The 15,100-nt window shown below is 71.4% G+C and carries 19 protein-coding genes and 1 pseudogene; all 20 read right to left on the reverse strand.

The genetic code is table 11. The features are described from left to right. Nucleotides 1-482, reverse strand: a pseudogene (locus QE454_RS00005) (hypothetical protein); the annotation flags it as partial. Nucleotides 483-515: 33 nt separating this feature from the next. Then, complete coding sequence (locus QE454_RS00010; RefSeq protein WP_210072036.1) at nt 516-1,328, reverse strand: flagellar motor protein MotB; 813 nt, start codon at nt 1,326-1,328, stop codon at nt 516-518. Then, entirely contained in the window at nt 1,325-2,128 is an 804-nt protein-coding gene (locus QE454_RS00015; RefSeq protein WP_307315666.1) for a motility protein A, read from the reverse strand. Before QE454_RS00015 ends, QE454_RS00010 begins: the two co-directional genes overlap by 4 nt. Before the next feature lies 1 nt (nt 2,129). Further along, a complete protein-coding gene (locus tag QE454_RS00020) occupies nt 2,130-2,345 on the reverse strand; it encodes a flagellar FlbD family protein (protein ID WP_210072038.1) in 216 nt (71 codons plus the stop codon). 100 nt (nt 2,346-2,445) lie between these two features. Continuing rightward, nucleotides 2,446-3,609 carry a flagellar hook protein FlgE gene (locus QE454_RS00025; protein ID WP_210072039.1) on the reverse strand — a complete coding sequence of 388 codons (1,164 nt, stop codon included), beginning with the start codon at nt 3,607-3,609 and terminating at the stop codon, nt 2,446-2,448. A gap of 23 nt (nt 3,610-3,632) precedes the next feature. Further along, nucleotides 3,633-4,079, reverse strand: a complete 447-nt coding sequence (locus QE454_RS00030; protein ID WP_210072040.1) for a flagellar hook capping FlgD N-terminal domain-containing protein — start codon at nt 4,077-4,079, stop codon at nt 3,633-3,635. 10 nt (nt 4,080-4,089) lie between these two features. Continuing rightward, nucleotides 4,090-5,553: a flagellar hook-length control protein FliK gene (locus QE454_RS00035; protein ID WP_307459300.1), complete on the reverse strand. Its 1,464-nt coding sequence runs from the start codon at nt 5,551-5,553 to the stop codon at nt 4,090-4,092. Continuing rightward, a complete protein-coding gene (locus tag QE454_RS00040; RefSeq protein WP_210072042.1) occupies nt 5,550-5,975 on the reverse strand; it encodes a flagellar FliJ family protein in 426 nt (141 codons plus the stop codon). Before QE454_RS00040 ends, QE454_RS00035 begins: the two co-directional genes overlap by 4 nt. Further along, on the reverse strand, nt 5,972-7,294 hold the full coding sequence (locus tag QE454_RS00045) for a FliI/YscN family ATPase (protein ID WP_210072043.1): 1,323 nt from the start codon (nt 7,292-7,294) through the stop codon (nt 5,972-5,974). The genes QE454_RS00040 and QE454_RS00045 overlap by 4 nt, the downstream gene beginning before the upstream one ends. Further along, nucleotides 7,291-7,932: a FliH/SctL family protein gene (locus QE454_RS00050; RefSeq protein ID WP_309668377.1), complete on the reverse strand. Its 642-nt coding sequence runs from the start codon at nt 7,930-7,932 to the stop codon at nt 7,291-7,293. Before QE454_RS00050 ends, QE454_RS00045 begins: the two co-directional genes overlap by 4 nt. 124 nt (nt 7,933-8,056) lie before the next feature. Next, on the reverse strand, nt 8,057-9,136 hold the full coding sequence (gene fliG, locus QE454_RS00055) for a flagellar motor switch protein FliG (protein WP_267786448.1): 1,080 nt from the start codon (nt 9,134-9,136) through the stop codon (nt 8,057-8,059). Further along, nucleotides 9,133-10,767 (reverse strand): flagellar basal-body MS-ring/collar protein FliF, encoded by a 1,635-nt coding sequence (fliF, locus tag QE454_RS00060; RefSeq protein WP_309668380.1) that lies wholly within the window; start codon nt 10,765-10,767, stop codon nt 9,133-9,135. The genes fliG and fliF overlap by 4 nt, the downstream gene beginning before the upstream one ends. A gap of 1 nt (nt 10,768) precedes the next feature. Further along, the gene (fliE, locus tag QE454_RS00065) at nt 10,769-11,098 is read right to left on the reverse strand and encodes a flagellar hook-basal body complex protein FliE (RefSeq protein ID WP_307459295.1); all 330 of its coding nucleotides are present in this window, start codon (nt 11,096-11,098) and stop codon (nt 10,769-10,771) included. After that, complete coding sequence (flgC, locus tag QE454_RS00070; RefSeq protein ID WP_307459292.1) at nt 11,098-11,490, reverse strand: flagellar basal body rod protein FlgC; 393 nt, start codon at nt 11,488-11,490, stop codon at nt 11,098-11,100. Before flgC ends, fliE begins: the two co-directional genes overlap by 1 nt. Beyond that, a complete protein-coding gene (gene flgB, locus QE454_RS00075) occupies nt 11,487-11,834 on the reverse strand; it encodes a flagellar basal body rod protein FlgB (protein ID WP_210072049.1) in 348 nt (115 codons plus the stop codon). Before flgB ends, flgC begins: the two co-directional genes overlap by 4 nt. Before the next feature lie 167 nt (nt 11,835-12,001). Further along, nucleotides 12,002-12,274: a hypothetical protein gene (locus QE454_RS00080; RefSeq protein WP_307459289.1), complete on the reverse strand. Its 273-nt coding sequence runs from the start codon at nt 12,272-12,274 to the stop codon at nt 12,002-12,004. A gap of 7 nt (nt 12,275-12,281) precedes the next feature. Beyond that, on the reverse strand, nt 12,282-12,668 hold the full coding sequence (gene fliS, locus QE454_RS00085) for a flagellar export chaperone FliS (RefSeq protein ID WP_267786444.1): 387 nt from the start codon (nt 12,666-12,668) through the stop codon (nt 12,282-12,284). A gap of 21 nt (nt 12,669-12,689) precedes the next feature. Continuing rightward, the gene (fliD, locus tag QE454_RS00090) at nt 12,690-13,571 is read right to left on the reverse strand and encodes a flagellar filament capping protein FliD (RefSeq protein WP_309668385.1); all 882 of its coding nucleotides are present in this window, start codon (nt 13,569-13,571) and stop codon (nt 12,690-12,692) included. Then, nucleotides 13,456-14,055 (reverse strand): flagellar cap protein FliD N-terminal domain-containing protein, encoded by a 600-nt coding sequence (locus QE454_RS00095; protein WP_309668388.1) that lies wholly within the window; start codon nt 14,053-14,055, stop codon nt 13,456-13,458. The genes fliD and QE454_RS00095 overlap by 116 nt, the downstream gene beginning before the upstream one ends. 100 nt (nt 14,056-14,155) lie before the next feature. Next, nucleotides 14,156-15,016, reverse strand: coding sequence for a flagellin (locus QE454_RS00100; protein WP_307459284.1), 861 nt, complete (start codon nt 15,014-15,016; stop codon nt 14,156-14,158). Nucleotides 15,017-15,100: the final 84 nt, after the last annotated feature.

The raw sequence follows: 15,100 nt of genomic DNA on the forward strand, positions 1-15,100 counted from the left end.
TCGTGCAGGCCCGCGTAGGTGAGCTCGGCCGGGAGCAGCATGCCCAGGCTCGTCGTCAACAGTTCGAAGGTACGGTCCATCAGCTGCCGGATCAGCGCCGACTCGATGGGGGTCAGGGTGCGCGGCTCGATCGGCGCGCTGCTCTTGCCGCCGAGCATCTGCACGACCCACGTCAGCGCCACGCCGAGATCGAACTGCACCACTCCCGGCTCGTCGCGCCCCGCGGTCGCACCGGTGACCATCGCGGTCGTCGCCGGGAGGGTGTCGGCGTACTCCTGGTACGACATCGACTCCACGCCCTCGAGCGTCAGGTGGGTGCGCATGCGGACCTTGCCGGTCAATTGCGATGCCCACTGTCGCGCGAATGCCTCGAAAGCCGCCTCCAACCGGCGCCGGTGCTCCCGACCCAGCTGGACGGGGCGGCTGAAGTCATAGGCGGGATAGCGGCGCAGGGGGTCGTCGCGGACGGCGGTGGTCGCCATGGCGGTCTCCTTGGGAGTGGTGGTCACGAGGGGTCAGCCCTGCGGAGCGGTCTGGACGAGTCCGGGGATGAGAGCACGTACCTTCTCCTCCTCGGTGGATTGCACGACGATGTCCACGCGGCGGTTCGCCGCCAGATCTTCCGCGGTGTCGCCCTCGACGAGGGGGCGTTGATCGGAGTAACCGACCGCCTGCACACGGGACCCGGTGATGCCCTCGTGCTCGACGAGGAACCGTGCGACCTTGGTGGCGCGTCCGCTGCTGAGCTCCCAGTTGCTCTCGTAGGGGGCGACCGCCGCGCGATGGTCGGCGTGCCCCTCGATACTGAGGGGGTTGCCCGCGGCGGCCAGCACGTCGCCGACCGCGTCGAGGACGGCATCCGCCTTCGCCGAGAGGTCGGTGCGGTTGTCGGTGAAGAACGTCTCGGCGCCGACCAGGCCCACCTTCAGACCGCGCTCGTCGATGACGAAGTCCACGGTCTCGGCCAGGCCCTGCGCTGCCAGCGCGGAGGTGATCTGCTGCTTCATCTGCTCGAGGTTGTCGCGCTCGCGAGCCGCGCGCACCGCGACGTCCTCGACGCCCTCCTCCGCCAGCAGCTCGGGCGGGATCACGAGCCCCTCGGTGAAGTCGCCGCCGCCCGGCGTCTGGGATTGCCCGAACGCCTCGGCGAGACCGTTCTTGAGCTGTTCGTACTTGGTCTCGTCGACGATCGACACGGCGTACAGCACGATGAACAGGCACATCAGAACCGTCACCATGTCGGAGTAGGACACCGCCCAGCGCTCATCGGGCTCGTCGTGCTCGCCCTCGTCGTGGCCGCGTCCGCGCGCGGGGCGCCTGCTGCTCACTCGGCATCCCCGGTCGCTGCGACCTTATCCGGCCGGGGCTCTTTCTTCTTCTTCGGTTTGTAGGTGGTCAGCGCCAGCAAACGCTCCTCGACCAGGCGCGGCGCGCTGCCGGCCTGGATGGCGAGGATCCCCTCGCACACGAGCGTCATGCGCTCCTGCTCGACGGCGGCCATGCGATTCAGCCGCCCCGCGATGGGGTTCCAGATGAAATTGGCCGACAACAGGCCCCAGAGGGTGGCGACGAAGGCGGCCGCGATCATGTGGCCGAGCTCGTCGGGCTTGTCGAGGTTCTCGAGCACGTGCGTGAGCGAGACGACGGTCCCGACGATGCCGATCGTGGGTGCGTAGCCGCCGAGGGCGGAGAAGAACCGCGCGGCCACGCGGTTGCGCGCGGCCTCGGCGACGATCTCGTCGTCCATCAGCGTTCGCAGCTCTTCGGCGTCGACGCCGTCGGCCACCGCCTGCACGGCGCGGCGGGTGTAGTCGTCGGGGGCGGAGTCGAGCTCGTCCTCGAGGCGCAGCAGGCCCTCGGTCCGCGCCTTCTCGGCGTAGGAGACGAGGATCGGGATGACGGCGGCCGGGGTGGATCGCGGACCGCGCGCCATCCGACCCAGCGAGCCGAAGGCTGCGATCGCGTCGCGCAGCGTGTGGCTGGCGATGCCGACGCCGATGGTCGAGCCGAGCACGAGGATCATCGGGGCGGGCAGCAGGAGCGCGCTCAGGTGGGCGCCCTCCATCGTGATCATGGCGTACAGGGCCCCGAAGGCCACGACGACGCCGACGACGAAAGCGATGTCCATGTCAGCGCTCCGACGGGGCCGAGAGAGCGGATGCCGCGGCGAGCACGCGCGCGCGGTAAGCGACGATGCGCTCGATGAGCTCGTCGAGGCTCTCTTCGACGTTGTAGACGCGGCCGTCGACCATGTGCAACGTGGTGTCGGGAGACTCGTGCACCCGTTCGATCAGATCGGGGTTCACCGCGAATCGCGTGTGGTCGAGACGGGTGAGCGTGATCATCGGGAGATCTCCGGTCGATGGGTGAGGGGACGCCCCCGACTATCGCGACGCGGCCCACCGCGGGTAACTCGGGTGGGCCGCGCCATCGAGGGGCGCCGGGTCAGCGCTTGAGGTTGGTGAGCTCCTGCAGCACCTCGTCGCTCGTGGTGATGATGCGTGCGCTCGCCTGGAAGCCGCGCTGCGCGACGATGAGGTTGGTGAACTCCTGCGAGAGGTCGACGTTGCTCATCTCGAGCGAACCCGAGACGAGCTTGCCGAAACCGGCTTGACCGGCCTCGCCGACCTGCGCACCGCCGCTGTTGACGGAGGCGCGATAGGCCGTCCCGCCGACCTTCTCGAGGCCTTCGGCGTTGGCGAAGGTGACCATCGCGACCTTCGCCAGGGTCTCGGTACGGCCGTTCGAGAACGTGCCCACGATCGAGCCGTCTCCGGTGATCGAGTAGGACTGCAGGGTGCCGGCCGCGGCCCCGTCCTGCGAGGTGATCGCGACCGTGCTCAGGTCGGCGAAGCCGGTGACCGCGGTGAGGTCGACCGCGACGCCGCCGGCATCGAGGGTGAGTCCCGCGCTCTGGCGGCCGTCGGTGAACGCCAGGGCGCCGGTCGCGCCGCTCACGGGTTCGGTGACGTCCCACCCCGTCGCGGTCCGGGTGAAGGTGAGGCTGAGGGCGGTGGTCGTGCCCTGGGCGTCGTGCACGTCGATGTCGCGGACGAGCTGGTCACCGACGGCGGCGGACGAAGGCAGGTTGCCCGTCACGGTCGCCGCCGTGGTCGCGCGCGCCGGCGAGACCACCCCCTGGGGCAGGGAGATGTTCCCGACCGCTTGGCCGGTGCCCAGGACACCGTTCTGGGCGATCCATCCCTGCACGAACGCTCCGTCGGCGGTGACCATGTTTCCGGCTCCGTCGAAGCCGAAGCCTCCCGCGCGCGTGTAGAGGGTCTCCCCGCCCGAACGCACCGCGAAGAAGCCGTCACCCTGGATCATCAGGTCGCCGCCGCGGCCGGTGGTCTGCGCGGCGCCCTGGCTGAAGTTCGTGCGGATGCCCGCGACCTGGACGCCGAGTCCGACCTGAGCGGGGTTGCGACCGCCGGCGCCGGCGCCGGGGATCGCGGCACCGCCGACCGCCTGCGACAGCGTGTCCTGGAAGAGCACCGAGGAGCCCTTGAATCCTGCGGTGTTGACGTTGGCGATGTTGTTGCCGGTGGTGTCGAGCATGGTCTGATGCGCACGGAGTCCGGAGATGCCGGACGAGAGGGAACGGAGCATGGAGGTCTCTTTCGTGTGGGTGGTCAGGCGGACGTGCGGGAAGCGGCGGTGGCGAGGGAGGTGATCTCATCGAGCGCGACCGTCGCGTCGCCGATGGTGACCTGCGGGATGGCGCCGTCGAAGCTCACCTTGGTCACGGTCCCCGTGACGGCGAGACCCTTCGCGTCGAGGTAGCCGGCCTGCTGCCCGATGAGCGTCGAGGCGGCCTGGCGCATGTCCAGGGCGAACGCCTCGGTGGAGGTGCGGCTCATCGCCGTGAGCTGCTCCATCATGGCCAGCTGCGTGGTCTGCGAAATCATCTGGTTGGTGTCCATCGGGGTGGACGGGTCCTGGTTCGTCAGCTGCGTGACGAGCAGTCTCATGAACACCTCGCTGTCGAGCCCCTTCTTCGCCGCGACGGCGGTCGTCGTCGCGGTGGTCGTGTTCGCGGGGATCGGGGCGGGCGAGCCGGTGACGGCGGTGACGGGCATGGCGGTCCTCTCAGACGAGAATGTCGAGCCCGCGACCGGTGACGGCGGGCGAGAGCGCGGGCAGGAGACGGGCGGGGGGACGGGCGGATGCCGACGGGGCGGTGTCGTCAGGGCGTTGAACGCGACCGGGGTCGGACGAGTCGGCCCCGTTCTCCCCGGGAGCGCCGCGCTCGCCCGTTCCGGCGTCGGCGGTGAGGGACGACCCGAGGCTGAGATGGGCGTGCGGCATGACCGCGGCCAGATCGCGGCGGAGGTCGGCGACGATGACGCGCAACGCCTCACGGCCCGCCTCGGTGGCTCCCGCCAGGTCGATGCGCACCTCGCCCCCGGCGCCGAGGTGGGCGCGCACGGTCACCGGTCCCATCTCTTCGGGGGTGACGGTCAGCGTGATCTGGTGGGCGCCCGCCGGGCGCTGGGCGATGTGCATGATGGCGGGTGCGACCTGAGCGGCGATCGAGCGCGGGGTCGCGGTCGGCGCAGCGGTCCGCTCCGGGGCGGGTGCGAGAGGGACGGATGCCGACAGGGGCGCGGTCGCCGCGACGCCGGTCAACCCGGCGGTCGCCGCCACCGACGGTGCCGCCTCGTGTCGGGTCGGTGCGTCCTCCGGCGCGGCGGCGAGGGCGAGCCCGGTGACGACGACGCCGCCGGGGTGCGCCGGCTCGGGCGTGCCCGCCGGTCCCGCGGCGGCGGCCGGGGGAAGGGCACGGACAGGCGCGCCGGTGGATGCCGGCACGGCCCGCGGAACCTCGGGCCCGAGAGGTTCCTCGGAAAGGATCGCGGTCGACGGCGGTACCGCCGCCGCGGCCTCGCGGGGGGAAGCGACGGCGGCACCGGGCCGCGCCGATGTCGGCAGGGCGGCGTCCACGCGGGTACCGGCGGTGACCGCTGCGGGCGTCGTCGGATCGGACGGGCTCTCGGTACCGCTTCCTGCGACGAGCGCGACGGGCGCCGTGTCGAGGCGAGCGTCGCCCGCGGGTCTCGCGGCGTCGGTGGCGATCCCGGCGAGGGGCACTCCCCCGAGGGGACCGGCCTCCGGCTCTCCGACGGCCGGGACAGGCGTCCGTGCGAACGGCTCCCCCGCTGCGGCTGTCGCGATCGACTCGGTCGCGGCGGTGGGCGACGCGGCGCTCCCGGCCATCGGAACGGCGTCCGCCCGGACAGCCGCGGACGCGGGTATCGCGATACCCGTGAGGGCTTCGGGCCCGACGACCGCGGCATCCGCCCCCGAAGACGGCCCCGGTTCGGCGGGACGATCATCGCGGCCGTCCGCGGGGGCGTCGAGGGTGTCTCGCGCGGCGGTCGCCGGCCCGGCCGCGAGAACCGGAGCGGCCGGATCATCCCGACTCACCGCGGCGTGGGCCAGCGCGTCCGCGAAGCTCGTGCGCGTGGCCGCGGGCCCCGACCCCTCGCCCGTCGAGCGCGCACCCCGGGGCGAGGCGGGCATCGACCCCGCGGTCGGCAGCAGCATGCTCACGCGGCGCTTCCCGCGTCGCGCGCCGCACGCACCACGGCGATCTCGTCGAGCGCGCTCTGTTCGGCGCGCCGTTCCTGCGCGAGCTCGCTCGCGCGATGGGCGCTCTCGAGCCGCTCGAGTCCCTTGAGCTCGCGGCGGGCCTCGACGTGGGCGGCAGACGCGGCCTCCGCGGCATCCTGGCGCAACTGCGCGAGAGCACGCAGGTCGGCCAGCGCCGCCTGCCCCGAGGATCGGGCCGCGGCCATCGCCAACAGCGTCGCGGGGTCGTCGATCTCGGTGGCGATGTCGCTCAGGCTCGACACCGCGTGCTCGACCGCCGTCTCGGCGGCGACGGCCTCGGCGCGAGCGTGCGACAGCGACTCGGCCGCGGCGCGCTCCTGCACGCCGCGCACCCGCAGCAGCCCGGAGAGGGGGAACGTCATGAGAGTCCTCCGAAGGTGGTCGTCAGGGCGGCCAACCGCCGCCAGGAGTCGTCGGTCGGGGTCAGATCGTCCATGCGCTGGGTGAGGAACCCGTCGATGGCGCCCTGATGGGTGAGGGCGGCATCCACGAGCGGGTTCGCCCCCGCCTTGTACGCGCCGATGTCGATGAGGTCGTTCGCCTGGCGACGGGCGGCGAGCACGCGGCGTAGGGTCACCGCCGCCTCGCGTTGGTCGGGCGAGGTCACCTTCGACACGACGCGCGAGACCGACCCGAGCACGTCGATCGCCGGGAAGTGGCCGCGCACGGCGAGACCGCGGTCGAGCACCACGTGCCCGTCGAGGATCCCGCGCGCGGCGTCGGCGACCGGCTCGTTGTGATCGTCGCCATCGACGAGCACGGTGTACAGCCCCGTGATCGACCCGGTGGGCCCGGTGCCCGCGCGCTCGAGCAGGCCCGCCAACACCGAGAAGGTGGAGGGCGGGTAGCCGCGGGTCGCGGGCGGTTCCCCCGCAGACAGTCCGATTTCACGCTGGGCCATCGCCACGCGCGTGAGCGAGTCCATCATCAGCACCACGTCGAGGCCGTCGTCGCGGAACTGCTCGGCGATGCGCGTCGCGACGAAGGCCGACCGCAGGCGCGCCATCGCCGGTTGATCCGAGGTGGCGACCACGACCACCGCGCGCGCGAGGCCCTCGGGACCGAGGTCGTCCTCGAGGAACTCCCGCACCTCGCGACCGCGCTCGCCCACCAGCGCGATCACGGTGACGTCGGCGGTCGAGCCGCGCGCGATCATCGACATCAGCGACGACTTGCCGACCCCCGAGCCCGCGAACAGTCCGAGTCGCTGGCCCACGCCGACGGGGGTCATCGTGTCGAGCGCGCGCACACCCAGCCCCAGTTGGCGGTCGATCCGCTGGCGTCCGATGACGCTGGGCGCGGTGTTGCCCAGGGCGACGACGGGGGCGCCGGTGAGCGGGCCGAGACCATCGATCGGGCGACCGAGACCGTCGAGGACGCGCCCCAGCAGGCCGCGACCGGTCGGCACCGTCAGCGCCGCACCAGAGTGGTGCACCGCCGCACCGACGCGCACACCGGTCATCGGGCCCATCGGCATGCAGCGCACGGCCTCACCGTCGACCGCGACGACCTCGGCCTCGATCTCGACGGCGCCGGCCGCTTCGATGCGCACGCGGTCGCCGACGGCGGCGGGGATGCCGAGCGCCTCGACGCCGAGACCCACCACGGCCTTCACGACCCCCGAGCGGCGCGGACCGGTCGCCCTCAGTGCGCGCTCCCAGCGACGGGTGGCGACACTCACGAGCCGGCCTCGCCGTCGTCGTCCAGAGCGAGTTCTGCGCGCGCCCGCTCGAAGGCCGCACCGATCCGCGTGTCCACGCTGCCGTGCGCGATCCGGACAATCGCGCCGCCGGGATCCACGTCGGCGTCCGCCACGACCTCCACGCCCTCCGCGAGTTCCGCGGCGGCCGCGTCCCGGAGCGTGCGCAGGTCGCGTTCGTTCAGGTGCACCCGCACCCATGCCGCGCGGGGCGTCTGGGCCGCGGCCCGCCGCATCGCGTGCGCGGCCGAGCGGGCGGCATCCGACATCTCCGTTCGGAGGATCTCTGCGGCCATCTCGACGGCGAGCTCCTCGAGGCGTCGCACATCGGATGCCACGAGAGCGCCGATCTCGGCGTCGAGCCGGGCCTTCGCCTCGCCGAGAGCCGAGAGGGCTGCCCGGTGGGCCGCGTCGGCCGCGGCGTCGCGCGCGGCGATCCGCCGCTCGTCCGCGATCCGCTCGCGCTCGAGTTCGGCCCGGGCATCGCGGCGGCCCGCGGCGAACCCGTCGGCGTATCCCCGCGCCCGTGCTCTGTCGACGACCTCCCGCGCGTCCGGTCGCGCATCTCCCACGCGCGGCACCACCAGCGGCGTGAAGACGGAATCGGACACGGTGGTCACCCTGCGGTTGTGGCGAAGCCGATCCGTGGCCAAGTCGACGAGCGATCCGTGCTCTTCCCGGACTATCGCGACGGGTGCGCCCCGCCGTAACCGGCCGCCTCCGAGAGGGCGGTCGGCACCGTGGTCACTCGATCAGTTCGTCGTCGTCCTCGCGCGCGAGCGTGATCTCCTCGGCGGCTTCGAGCTCGCGGATGACGCGCACGACCTCGGCGCGCGCGTCGTCCACCTGCCGCATGCGCACGGGGCCGAGAGCGCGCGTCTCCTCGTCGAGGTTCTCGCGGTTGCGCTCGGTCATGTTGCGGCGGATCACCTCGCCGATCTGATCGTCGGCGCCCTTCAGCGCGAGAGCGAGGATGCGCAGGTCGATCCCCCGCAGCACGCGCTGAGCGTCGCGGTCCTCGAGCCGCGAGATGTCGGCGAAGGTCAGCATGCGGCTGCGAACCTCCTCGGCGAGCACCTGATCGCGGTCTTCGAGGCCGGCCAGCAGCGCCTTCTCGAGCGCGGTGTCGGACCGATTGATGATGTCGACCAACGGCTGCACGCCGCCGATCGCCTCGTGCGCCTCGCGGATGCCGAAGACCCCCGTCCGCGCACGCAAGGACTCCGCGACCACGGTGATCGCCTCCTGGGAGGCGACCCCGAGCTCGGCGATCGCCTGCGCGACGTCGGTGCGCAGCGGGTCCTGCAGCGCGGCGAGGACCGCGGCGGCGCGGTCCGCGCGGAGGTTCGCGAGCACGACGGCGACGGTGGTCGGCATCTCGCCGTCGAGGATCGTGGCCAGCTGTGTGGGGTCCGCGGCGTTGAGGAAGTCGAACGAGACCACGCCCTGCGACATCACGCGCCCGACCATGCCCACGGCCTTCTCGCGCCCGAACGCCGTCTCGAGCAGCCCGGTAGCGAACTGCTCTCCCCCGCGGCTCATGAGCGATCGACCCGAGGCGATGCGGCGGAAGTCGGCGAGAGCCGCGGCGGTGGCCGCGGTGTCGATGCTGCCGAGCTGCGCGAGCTCGCCCGCCAGGAGCTCGGCCCGGTCCTCGCCCAGATGACGCAGCACCTCGGCGCTGGTCTCGCGGTCCATGTTGAGCATGACGATCGCGGCCTTGCGCAGACCCGACGTCGCAGCCGCCGGCACGGCGAGCACCTCGGTCACGGCGGTGGCGGGGGCCTCCTCGGCATCCGTCGCCCGGGTGTTCAGCAGGCTCATACCGTCGCCTCATCCATCATGTGGGCGAGCGCCTTCGCCGCGTTCTGCGGATCGCTCTTGGCGAGCTGGTCCACCTCGCGCCGTCGCTGCTCGACGAGCACCTGCGGCGACTCCGGCTCCTCTTCGATGTCGAGGAGGGTGGGGATGATCTTGGTCGGCGGCACCGCGGGCAGCGCGATGGGCTCGGCCAGGCCCTTGAGGGTCTTGAGCTTCTGCTCCTCGGTCTCGGTCATCGTCGCGAAGTACTCGATGGGTCCGTCGTCGGTGTAGAGCGTGCGGCGTTTCAGGCGGCGCCGGACCAGCAGGGCGATCACGAGGATGAGGGCGGCGAGCACGATCGAGCCGCCGATAATCGCCGCACGCATGAGCTCCGACTGCACCAGCGCGGCCTTCTCGGCCTCCGCGGCATCGAGTGCAGCGGTGGCGGCGGCGGCGGCGCTCTGGCTGAAGTCGACGAACTCCACCGTGACGGTATCGCCGCGTGCCGCGTCGATTCCCGCCGCGTTGGTCACCAGCGCCTGCACCTGTTCGGCCGTGACACCCTGCACCGACCCGCGATCGAGGGCGATGCTGACGGTCTGCCGGGTGACCTCTCCGGCCGGCGTCGTCGTCTTCTCGGTGGACTTGTTGACGGCGTTGTTGCGCGTGGACTCCTCCGACTCGAACGACCCCGCTCCTGCGGTGTTCGGCACGGCGATGTTGTCGGGTCCGAGCACGCCCGTTCCCCCCGCTTGACCGCCGGTCGAGGTCTGAGTGCGGGTCTGCTCGTTCATCATCACGCCGCCCTCGGGAGCGGTGTAGGTCTCGTCCATGCGCTCGGAGGTCGAGTTGGCCACGTCGGCGCTGACGCTGACGGTGGAGTTGCCCGGCCCCACGATGGTCTCGAGCATCTTCGTCACCGCCCCGGCGACCTTCGCCTCGTGTTCCGAGGCTTGCGTGCTCGCGGAACCGGTGAGCCCCTGCCCCACGGCCGCGAGCACCCGACCCGACTGATCGGTCACCGCGACGTCCTCGGGGGTCATCCCGGGGATCGAAGCGCTGGTCAGATGCACGATCGCGGCGATCTGGTCGTCGCTGAGGTTGGCCCCGCCCTGGGTCTTGACGAAGACGGATGCCGTGGGGTGCTGCGTGTCGGCCACGAACACGCTCTGCTCGGGAATGGCCAGTTGCACGGAGGCCGCGGTGACGCCCGACATCGCCCCGATGGTCGCCGCGAGCTCGCCCTCGATGGCGCGCTTGTACGTCACCGACTGCTGGAACTCGCTGGCGGTCACGCCCATCTTGTCGAGGAGCGTGTACCCGCCGGTGTCGTTGGTGGGCAGCCCCGCCGCCGCGGCGGCCAGACGCTGCGGGTAGACCTGCGCGTCGGGCACCAGGACCGTCGCGCCTCCCTCGGTGAGCTCGTAGCTCACCCCCGCCGATTTGAGCTGCTCCACGACCGCCGACGCGTCGCTCGGGCTCAGGCCGGTGAACAACGGACTCATCTGCGGTTTCGCGAGCCAGCTTCCGAGCGCGATCACGCCCATCACGACGAGGGCGGCGCCGATCACGGCGATGGTGCGTTGAGCGACGCTGAAACCGGCGACGATCCGCTTGAGCCTCTCGATCGAGGACGCGAGCACGCGGGGCACGTCAGGCCTGCATCCGCATGACGTCGTTGAACGCGGCGACCCCGCGATCGCGCACGGCGACCATCAGGTCGAGCGTGACCCCGGCGCGCGTCGAGGCGAGCGTGGCCTTGTGGATGTCGTCGAGGTCTCCGGTGACGGCCTGCACGGCCAAGCCGTTCGAGGTCGACTGCAGCTGCTGCAGATTCTCGACGGCGGCGGCGAGCGACGTCGCGAACGATTGTCCGCCCGCGGCGCCGCCGATCGCCTGCGGTGCCGAGGCGGTCTGCTCGAAGCTCAGCGGGCTGAGGGGCGTCACGCCCGCGGCTGCGATCGGGTCGAGGGGAATGCTCATCAGCTTCGTCCGATCTGCAGGGCCGCTTCGTAGCTCGTCTTGGCGCGGTCGATGACGGCGGCGTTGGCCTGATACCCGCGCTGGGCGAGGATCAGCATGCTCATCTGGTCACCGAGGTCGACGTTGGGGTACTGCACGTAGCCGTTCTCGTCGGCGTAGGGATGCTCGGGCTCGTAGACGAGACGCCCCTCCGCGGTCGACTCGCGCACGCCCGTGACGTACACGCCGGGGGTCACGGTGCCCTCGGCCGCCGTGACGTACTTCTCGCGGAACATGTCCTGCCCCGCGGGGGTGGCGGTGTTGACGTTGGCGATGTTGTCGCTGATGGCATCCAGCCACTTGCGGTGGGCCGTCAAGCCCGCCCCCGCCACGCCGATCGCGTCGAAGCTCATGCGGAAGCCTGACCGATCGCCTTGGTGATGGACGATGCCTGGCCGCTGAGGGCCTGGGCGGCGAACTGATAGCGCAGCACCGTGTCGATGTTCGACATCGTCTCGGTGTCGAGGTTGACGTTGTTGCCGTTGAGCCGAGTGGGCTCGAGCGAGCGCTGTACCACCGCTTCGACGCTGCCGGACCCCCGTCCGACGGCGCTCGCGAGCTCCTCTTCGAACGACACGCGTTTGGCGTGGTAGCCGGGCGTGTTGACGTTGGAGATGTTCTCGGCGATCGCGCGCTGGCGCAGCGACAACGCGTCGAGAGCGCTGGACAGGGCTGTTGAGGTGACGGATTCGAGCACGCGGCACTCCGGTCGAGGGGCGAGCCGATCCGTGGCCAGTCGTTGAGCGATCCCTGCTCGGCACCGACTATCGCGACGGGTGCGCTCCGGCGTAACCGCGAGGGGGATTCGAGGACGGATGCCGGCCCGGGACGCCCGCGGCACGCGAGCGAGGCGACGGGCTGCGGTTATCCGCGCACGTCGAGGTAGACGGGTGGGCTCACTCGCGTGGGCGGGATCCGCCGCAGGGCCGCGAGCTCGCGCGCGACCTCGGAACGGGCGACGCCGAGTGCCTCGATCGCGCGGAGCTGCCTCTCGAGCACCTCCCGCGCCCGGGCGACGAGGTGCTCCGGGGGCGGACCGGCCGGTCGCACGAAGGACCCGGGCGCCATCTCGTCGCCACCGTCGAGGGCGCGCTCGAATGTGTCCAGGAGGTCGGCCCACGCCGCGTCGTCGGTCATCGCTTCCTCACGAGACGGTGAGCGCGGACGCCGCGGCGTGCCAGGCCTCGCGGAGCGGGGCGATCAGGGTCGCGCACTCCTGTGTGGCCGCCGTGTCCCGGCCGACGTTGGCCACGATGAGACGACCCGTGATGTAGGTGTAGAGCCCCCGCAGCCCGTCCGAGCCGTCCCAGCCGTCGTCGAGCGAACCGTTCAGTTCCGCGATGATCGCCTGCGCGTGCGTGAGGTACGTGCCCGCCGAGGGCCAGTCGCCGCTCTCCTGCGCGGCGCGCGCGCGCTCGACGTCGACGAGCAGACGGTCGTAGAGCATGGTGACGAGACGCTCGGGGGTGGCGGATGAGACCTGCTGCTCGAGGTATTCCTGCTGGGCGCGGGCGAGGGTGGTGACGGGCATCGATCTGTCTCCTGTTCGCGGTTACTGGGACGGCGGAGTGAGGGCGGCCAGCTGCGAGGTGAGCCAGGACGACTGCGACTGCAGACCCGACAGGCGGACCTCCATCGCCGAGTAGGTGCGCTCGAGCGTGGCTCGGCGCATGTCGAGCCGCAGGTCCATGCGTTCCACCTGCTGCTGCAGCGACCTGACCTCGCTCTGCTGGCCGGTGATGCGCTGGGTGAGCAGGCCGTCGTACTTGTCGGAGTACTGCGTCGTGCTCGCCTGCACGCGATCCGCGACGGCCGAGAACATCGCTTGTGTCGCGGCCGGGTCGGCTCGCATGGCCGCGGCGAACTTCTCCTGGTCGAACGACAGCGCGCCGAACTTGTCGACGCTGATCCCGATGGTCGACGGCGAGACGGAGCCGACCGGGCTCTGGACGGCGCTGGCGAGGGCGCCGCGGAGTGAGCGGACCGTACTGTCGCCGGTGAACACGCCGAGGGTGGTGGCCGAACCCGGGGCGGCGACCGTGGCCTTGGAGCCGTTGTCGATCCGCGTCAGCAGGGCGGCGATGTCTTTTATGAAGGCCGCGGCGGTGTCGGATTGCGCCTTGCCGTCGGCGGCGACGGTGACCGTGACCGGCTGCGTCGACGTGGCGCGCACCGTGATGTCGACGCCCTCGCCGATCCCGACGAAGGTGTTGGAAGAACTGGTGACGCTCTGTTCGGCGGCGGTCCCCGCGAACAGGCGGATGACGGCATCCGTGCCGCGTGCGACGATCGCCGCGCCCGTCTCGGTCGTGACATCGTCACCGGTTCCCGCGGCGACGTCGGCGGCGCTGCCGCGGTGCAGGGGTGAAAGCGGCCTCCGCCCCCGTCCGGTTCGCGGTGATCTGCACCCGCGACAGGGGCTGGCCGTCGGCACTCCGACCGCCCGGTACGACCGTGGCGGTGACGCCCGTGCCGGAGGCGTTGATGGCGGCGACGAGGTCACTGGGCGCGGCACCGGCCGGGGTGATCTCGGTGACGGTCCCGTCTCGGGCGACCAGGGTGAACGGGCCCGCGAACGCGTCGGCTCCCCCGGGCGCGGTCACCACGGCGTGAGCGGTGGCGAGGGTGTCCACCACCACGGCGGTCGAGAAGGCGCGGGCCTTGTCGCCCGCGGTGACGGTCACGGCCTCGGCGGAGCTCGTCGCTGAGAAGCGCGCGAGCGACGTCGCGGATGCCGCGGTCTTCGCCTTCTCGGCGAGGCTCTGCAGGGTCGTGTTGAGCGACTGCAGGTTGGCGATGACGGTGTTGCGATCGGTGATCTTGTTGGTCACCAGGGTCTTGGGGATCGCGGCGACGTTCATCAGCGCGTCGATGACGTCCGCGGTCTTCATCCCGGATGCCAAGCCGTCGATGTTCATCGTGTCTCCGCCTTCCGTCGGTGAAGCGATCCCGGGTGAGGCGACGCCCGAGCAGGAGGAACCTCCCGCCCGGGCGTCGTCGGTGCGTCAGCGCTGCGGATCAGCGCAGGAGCTGCAGGACGCCCTGGCCCGACTGGTTGGCCTGGGCGAGCATCGCGGTGCCCGCCTGCGCCAGGATGTTCGAGGCCGTGTACTTGACCATCTCGGCCGCCATGTCGGTGTCGACGATGCGGCTCTTGGCGGCGGAGAGGTTCTCGGCCGAAACCTGCAGCGAGTTGATGGTCGACTCGAAGCGGTTCTGGACGGCACCGAGCTCGGCGCGAGCCGACGACACGGACTTGATCGCCGTGTCGACCGCGGTGATGGTCGTCGCCGCGACCGTCGGGGCTGCGAAGCCGTCGGTCGTGACGATGCTCGTGCGCAGATCCGTGGCGAGCGTCTTGATGTCGGCGACACCGAGGTCGACGGAGATCTGGCTGGACGCCGAACCGTCCGCTCCGATCTGGAAGCTGAGCTTGCCGTCCGCGGCGGCTCCTGCGGAGCCGTCGAGGAGCTTGATGCCGTTGAAGTTCGAGCTGTCCGCGATGCGCTCGAGCTCGTCGACCAGCTGCGTCACCTCGGAGGTGATGGCCTTGCGGGAGTCCGCGTTGTTCGAGTCGTTACCCGCCTGCACCGCGAGGTCGCGCACGCGCTGCAGGATCGAGTGGACCTCCGTGAGGCCGCCTTCCGCGGTCTGGATGACCGAGATGCCGTCCTGGGCGTTACGCGCGGCCACGTTCAGGCCGTTGACCTGCGAGCGCAGGCCCTCGGAGATGGCGAGGCCGGCGGCGTCGTCGGCCGCACGGTTGATGCGCAGACCGCTCGAGAGCTTCTCGAGCGACTTCGACACGTCGTTCTGGTTCGACGACAGGTTGCGGTACGCGTTGAGGGCACCGACGTTGGTTGCGATCTGAAGACCCATGTTGTTCCTCCGTGGATGGGATATTCGAAGCGGAGCCGTCCGTGGCCTCGCATCCCCCACCATCGCGACGGATCCATCGACGCG

This window comes from Microbacterium sp. SORGH_AS_0454, assembly GCF_031453395.1.
GTDB lineage: Bacteria > Actinomycetota > Actinomycetes > Actinomycetales > Microbacteriaceae > Microbacterium.

Coding starts and splice junctions, on each gene's coding strand:
- QE454_RS00015 (WP_307315666.1), bottom strand. CDS start 2,128: ATGGACATCGCTTTCGTCGTCGGCGTCGTCGTGGCCTTCGGGGCCCTG.
- QE454_RS00020 (WP_210072038.1), bottom strand. CDS start 2,345: ATGATCACGCTCACCCGTCTCGACCACACGCGATTCGCGGTGAACCCC.
- QE454_RS00025 (WP_210072039.1), bottom strand. CDS start 3,609: ATGCTCCGTTCCCTCTCGTCCGGCATCTCCGGACTCCGTGCGCATCAG.
- QE454_RS00030 (WP_210072040.1), bottom strand. CDS start 4,079: ATGCCCGTCACCGCCGTCACCGGCTCGCCCGCCCCGATCCCCGCGAAC.
- QE454_RS00040 (WP_210072042.1), bottom strand. CDS start 5,975: ATGACGTTCCCCCTCTCCGGGCTGCTGCGGGTGCGCGGCGTGCAGGAG.
- fliG (WP_267786448.1), bottom strand. CDS start 9,136: ATGAGCCTGCTGAACACCCGGGCGACGGATGCCGAGGAGGCCCCCGCC.
- fliE (WP_307459295.1), bottom strand. CDS start 11,098: ATGAGCATTCCCCTCGACCCGATCGCAGCCGCGGGCGTGACGCCCCTC.
- flgC (WP_307459292.1), bottom strand. CDS start 11,490: ATGAGCTTCGACGCGATCGGCGTGGCGGGGGCGGGCTTGACGGCCCAC.
- QE454_RS00080 (WP_307459289.1), bottom strand. CDS start 12,274: ATGACCGACGACGCGGCGTGGGCCGACCTCCTGGACACATTCGAGCGC.
- fliS (WP_267786444.1), bottom strand. CDS start 12,668: ATGCCCGTCACCACCCTCGCCCGCGCCCAGCAGGAATACCTCGAGCAG.
- QE454_RS00095 (WP_309668388.1), bottom strand. CDS start 14,055: ATGAACATCGACGGCTTGGCATCCGGGATGAAGACCGCGGACGTCATC.
- QE454_RS00100 (WP_307459284.1), bottom strand. CDS start 15,016: ATGGGTCTTCAGATCGCAACCAACGTCGGTGCCCTCAACGCGTACCGC.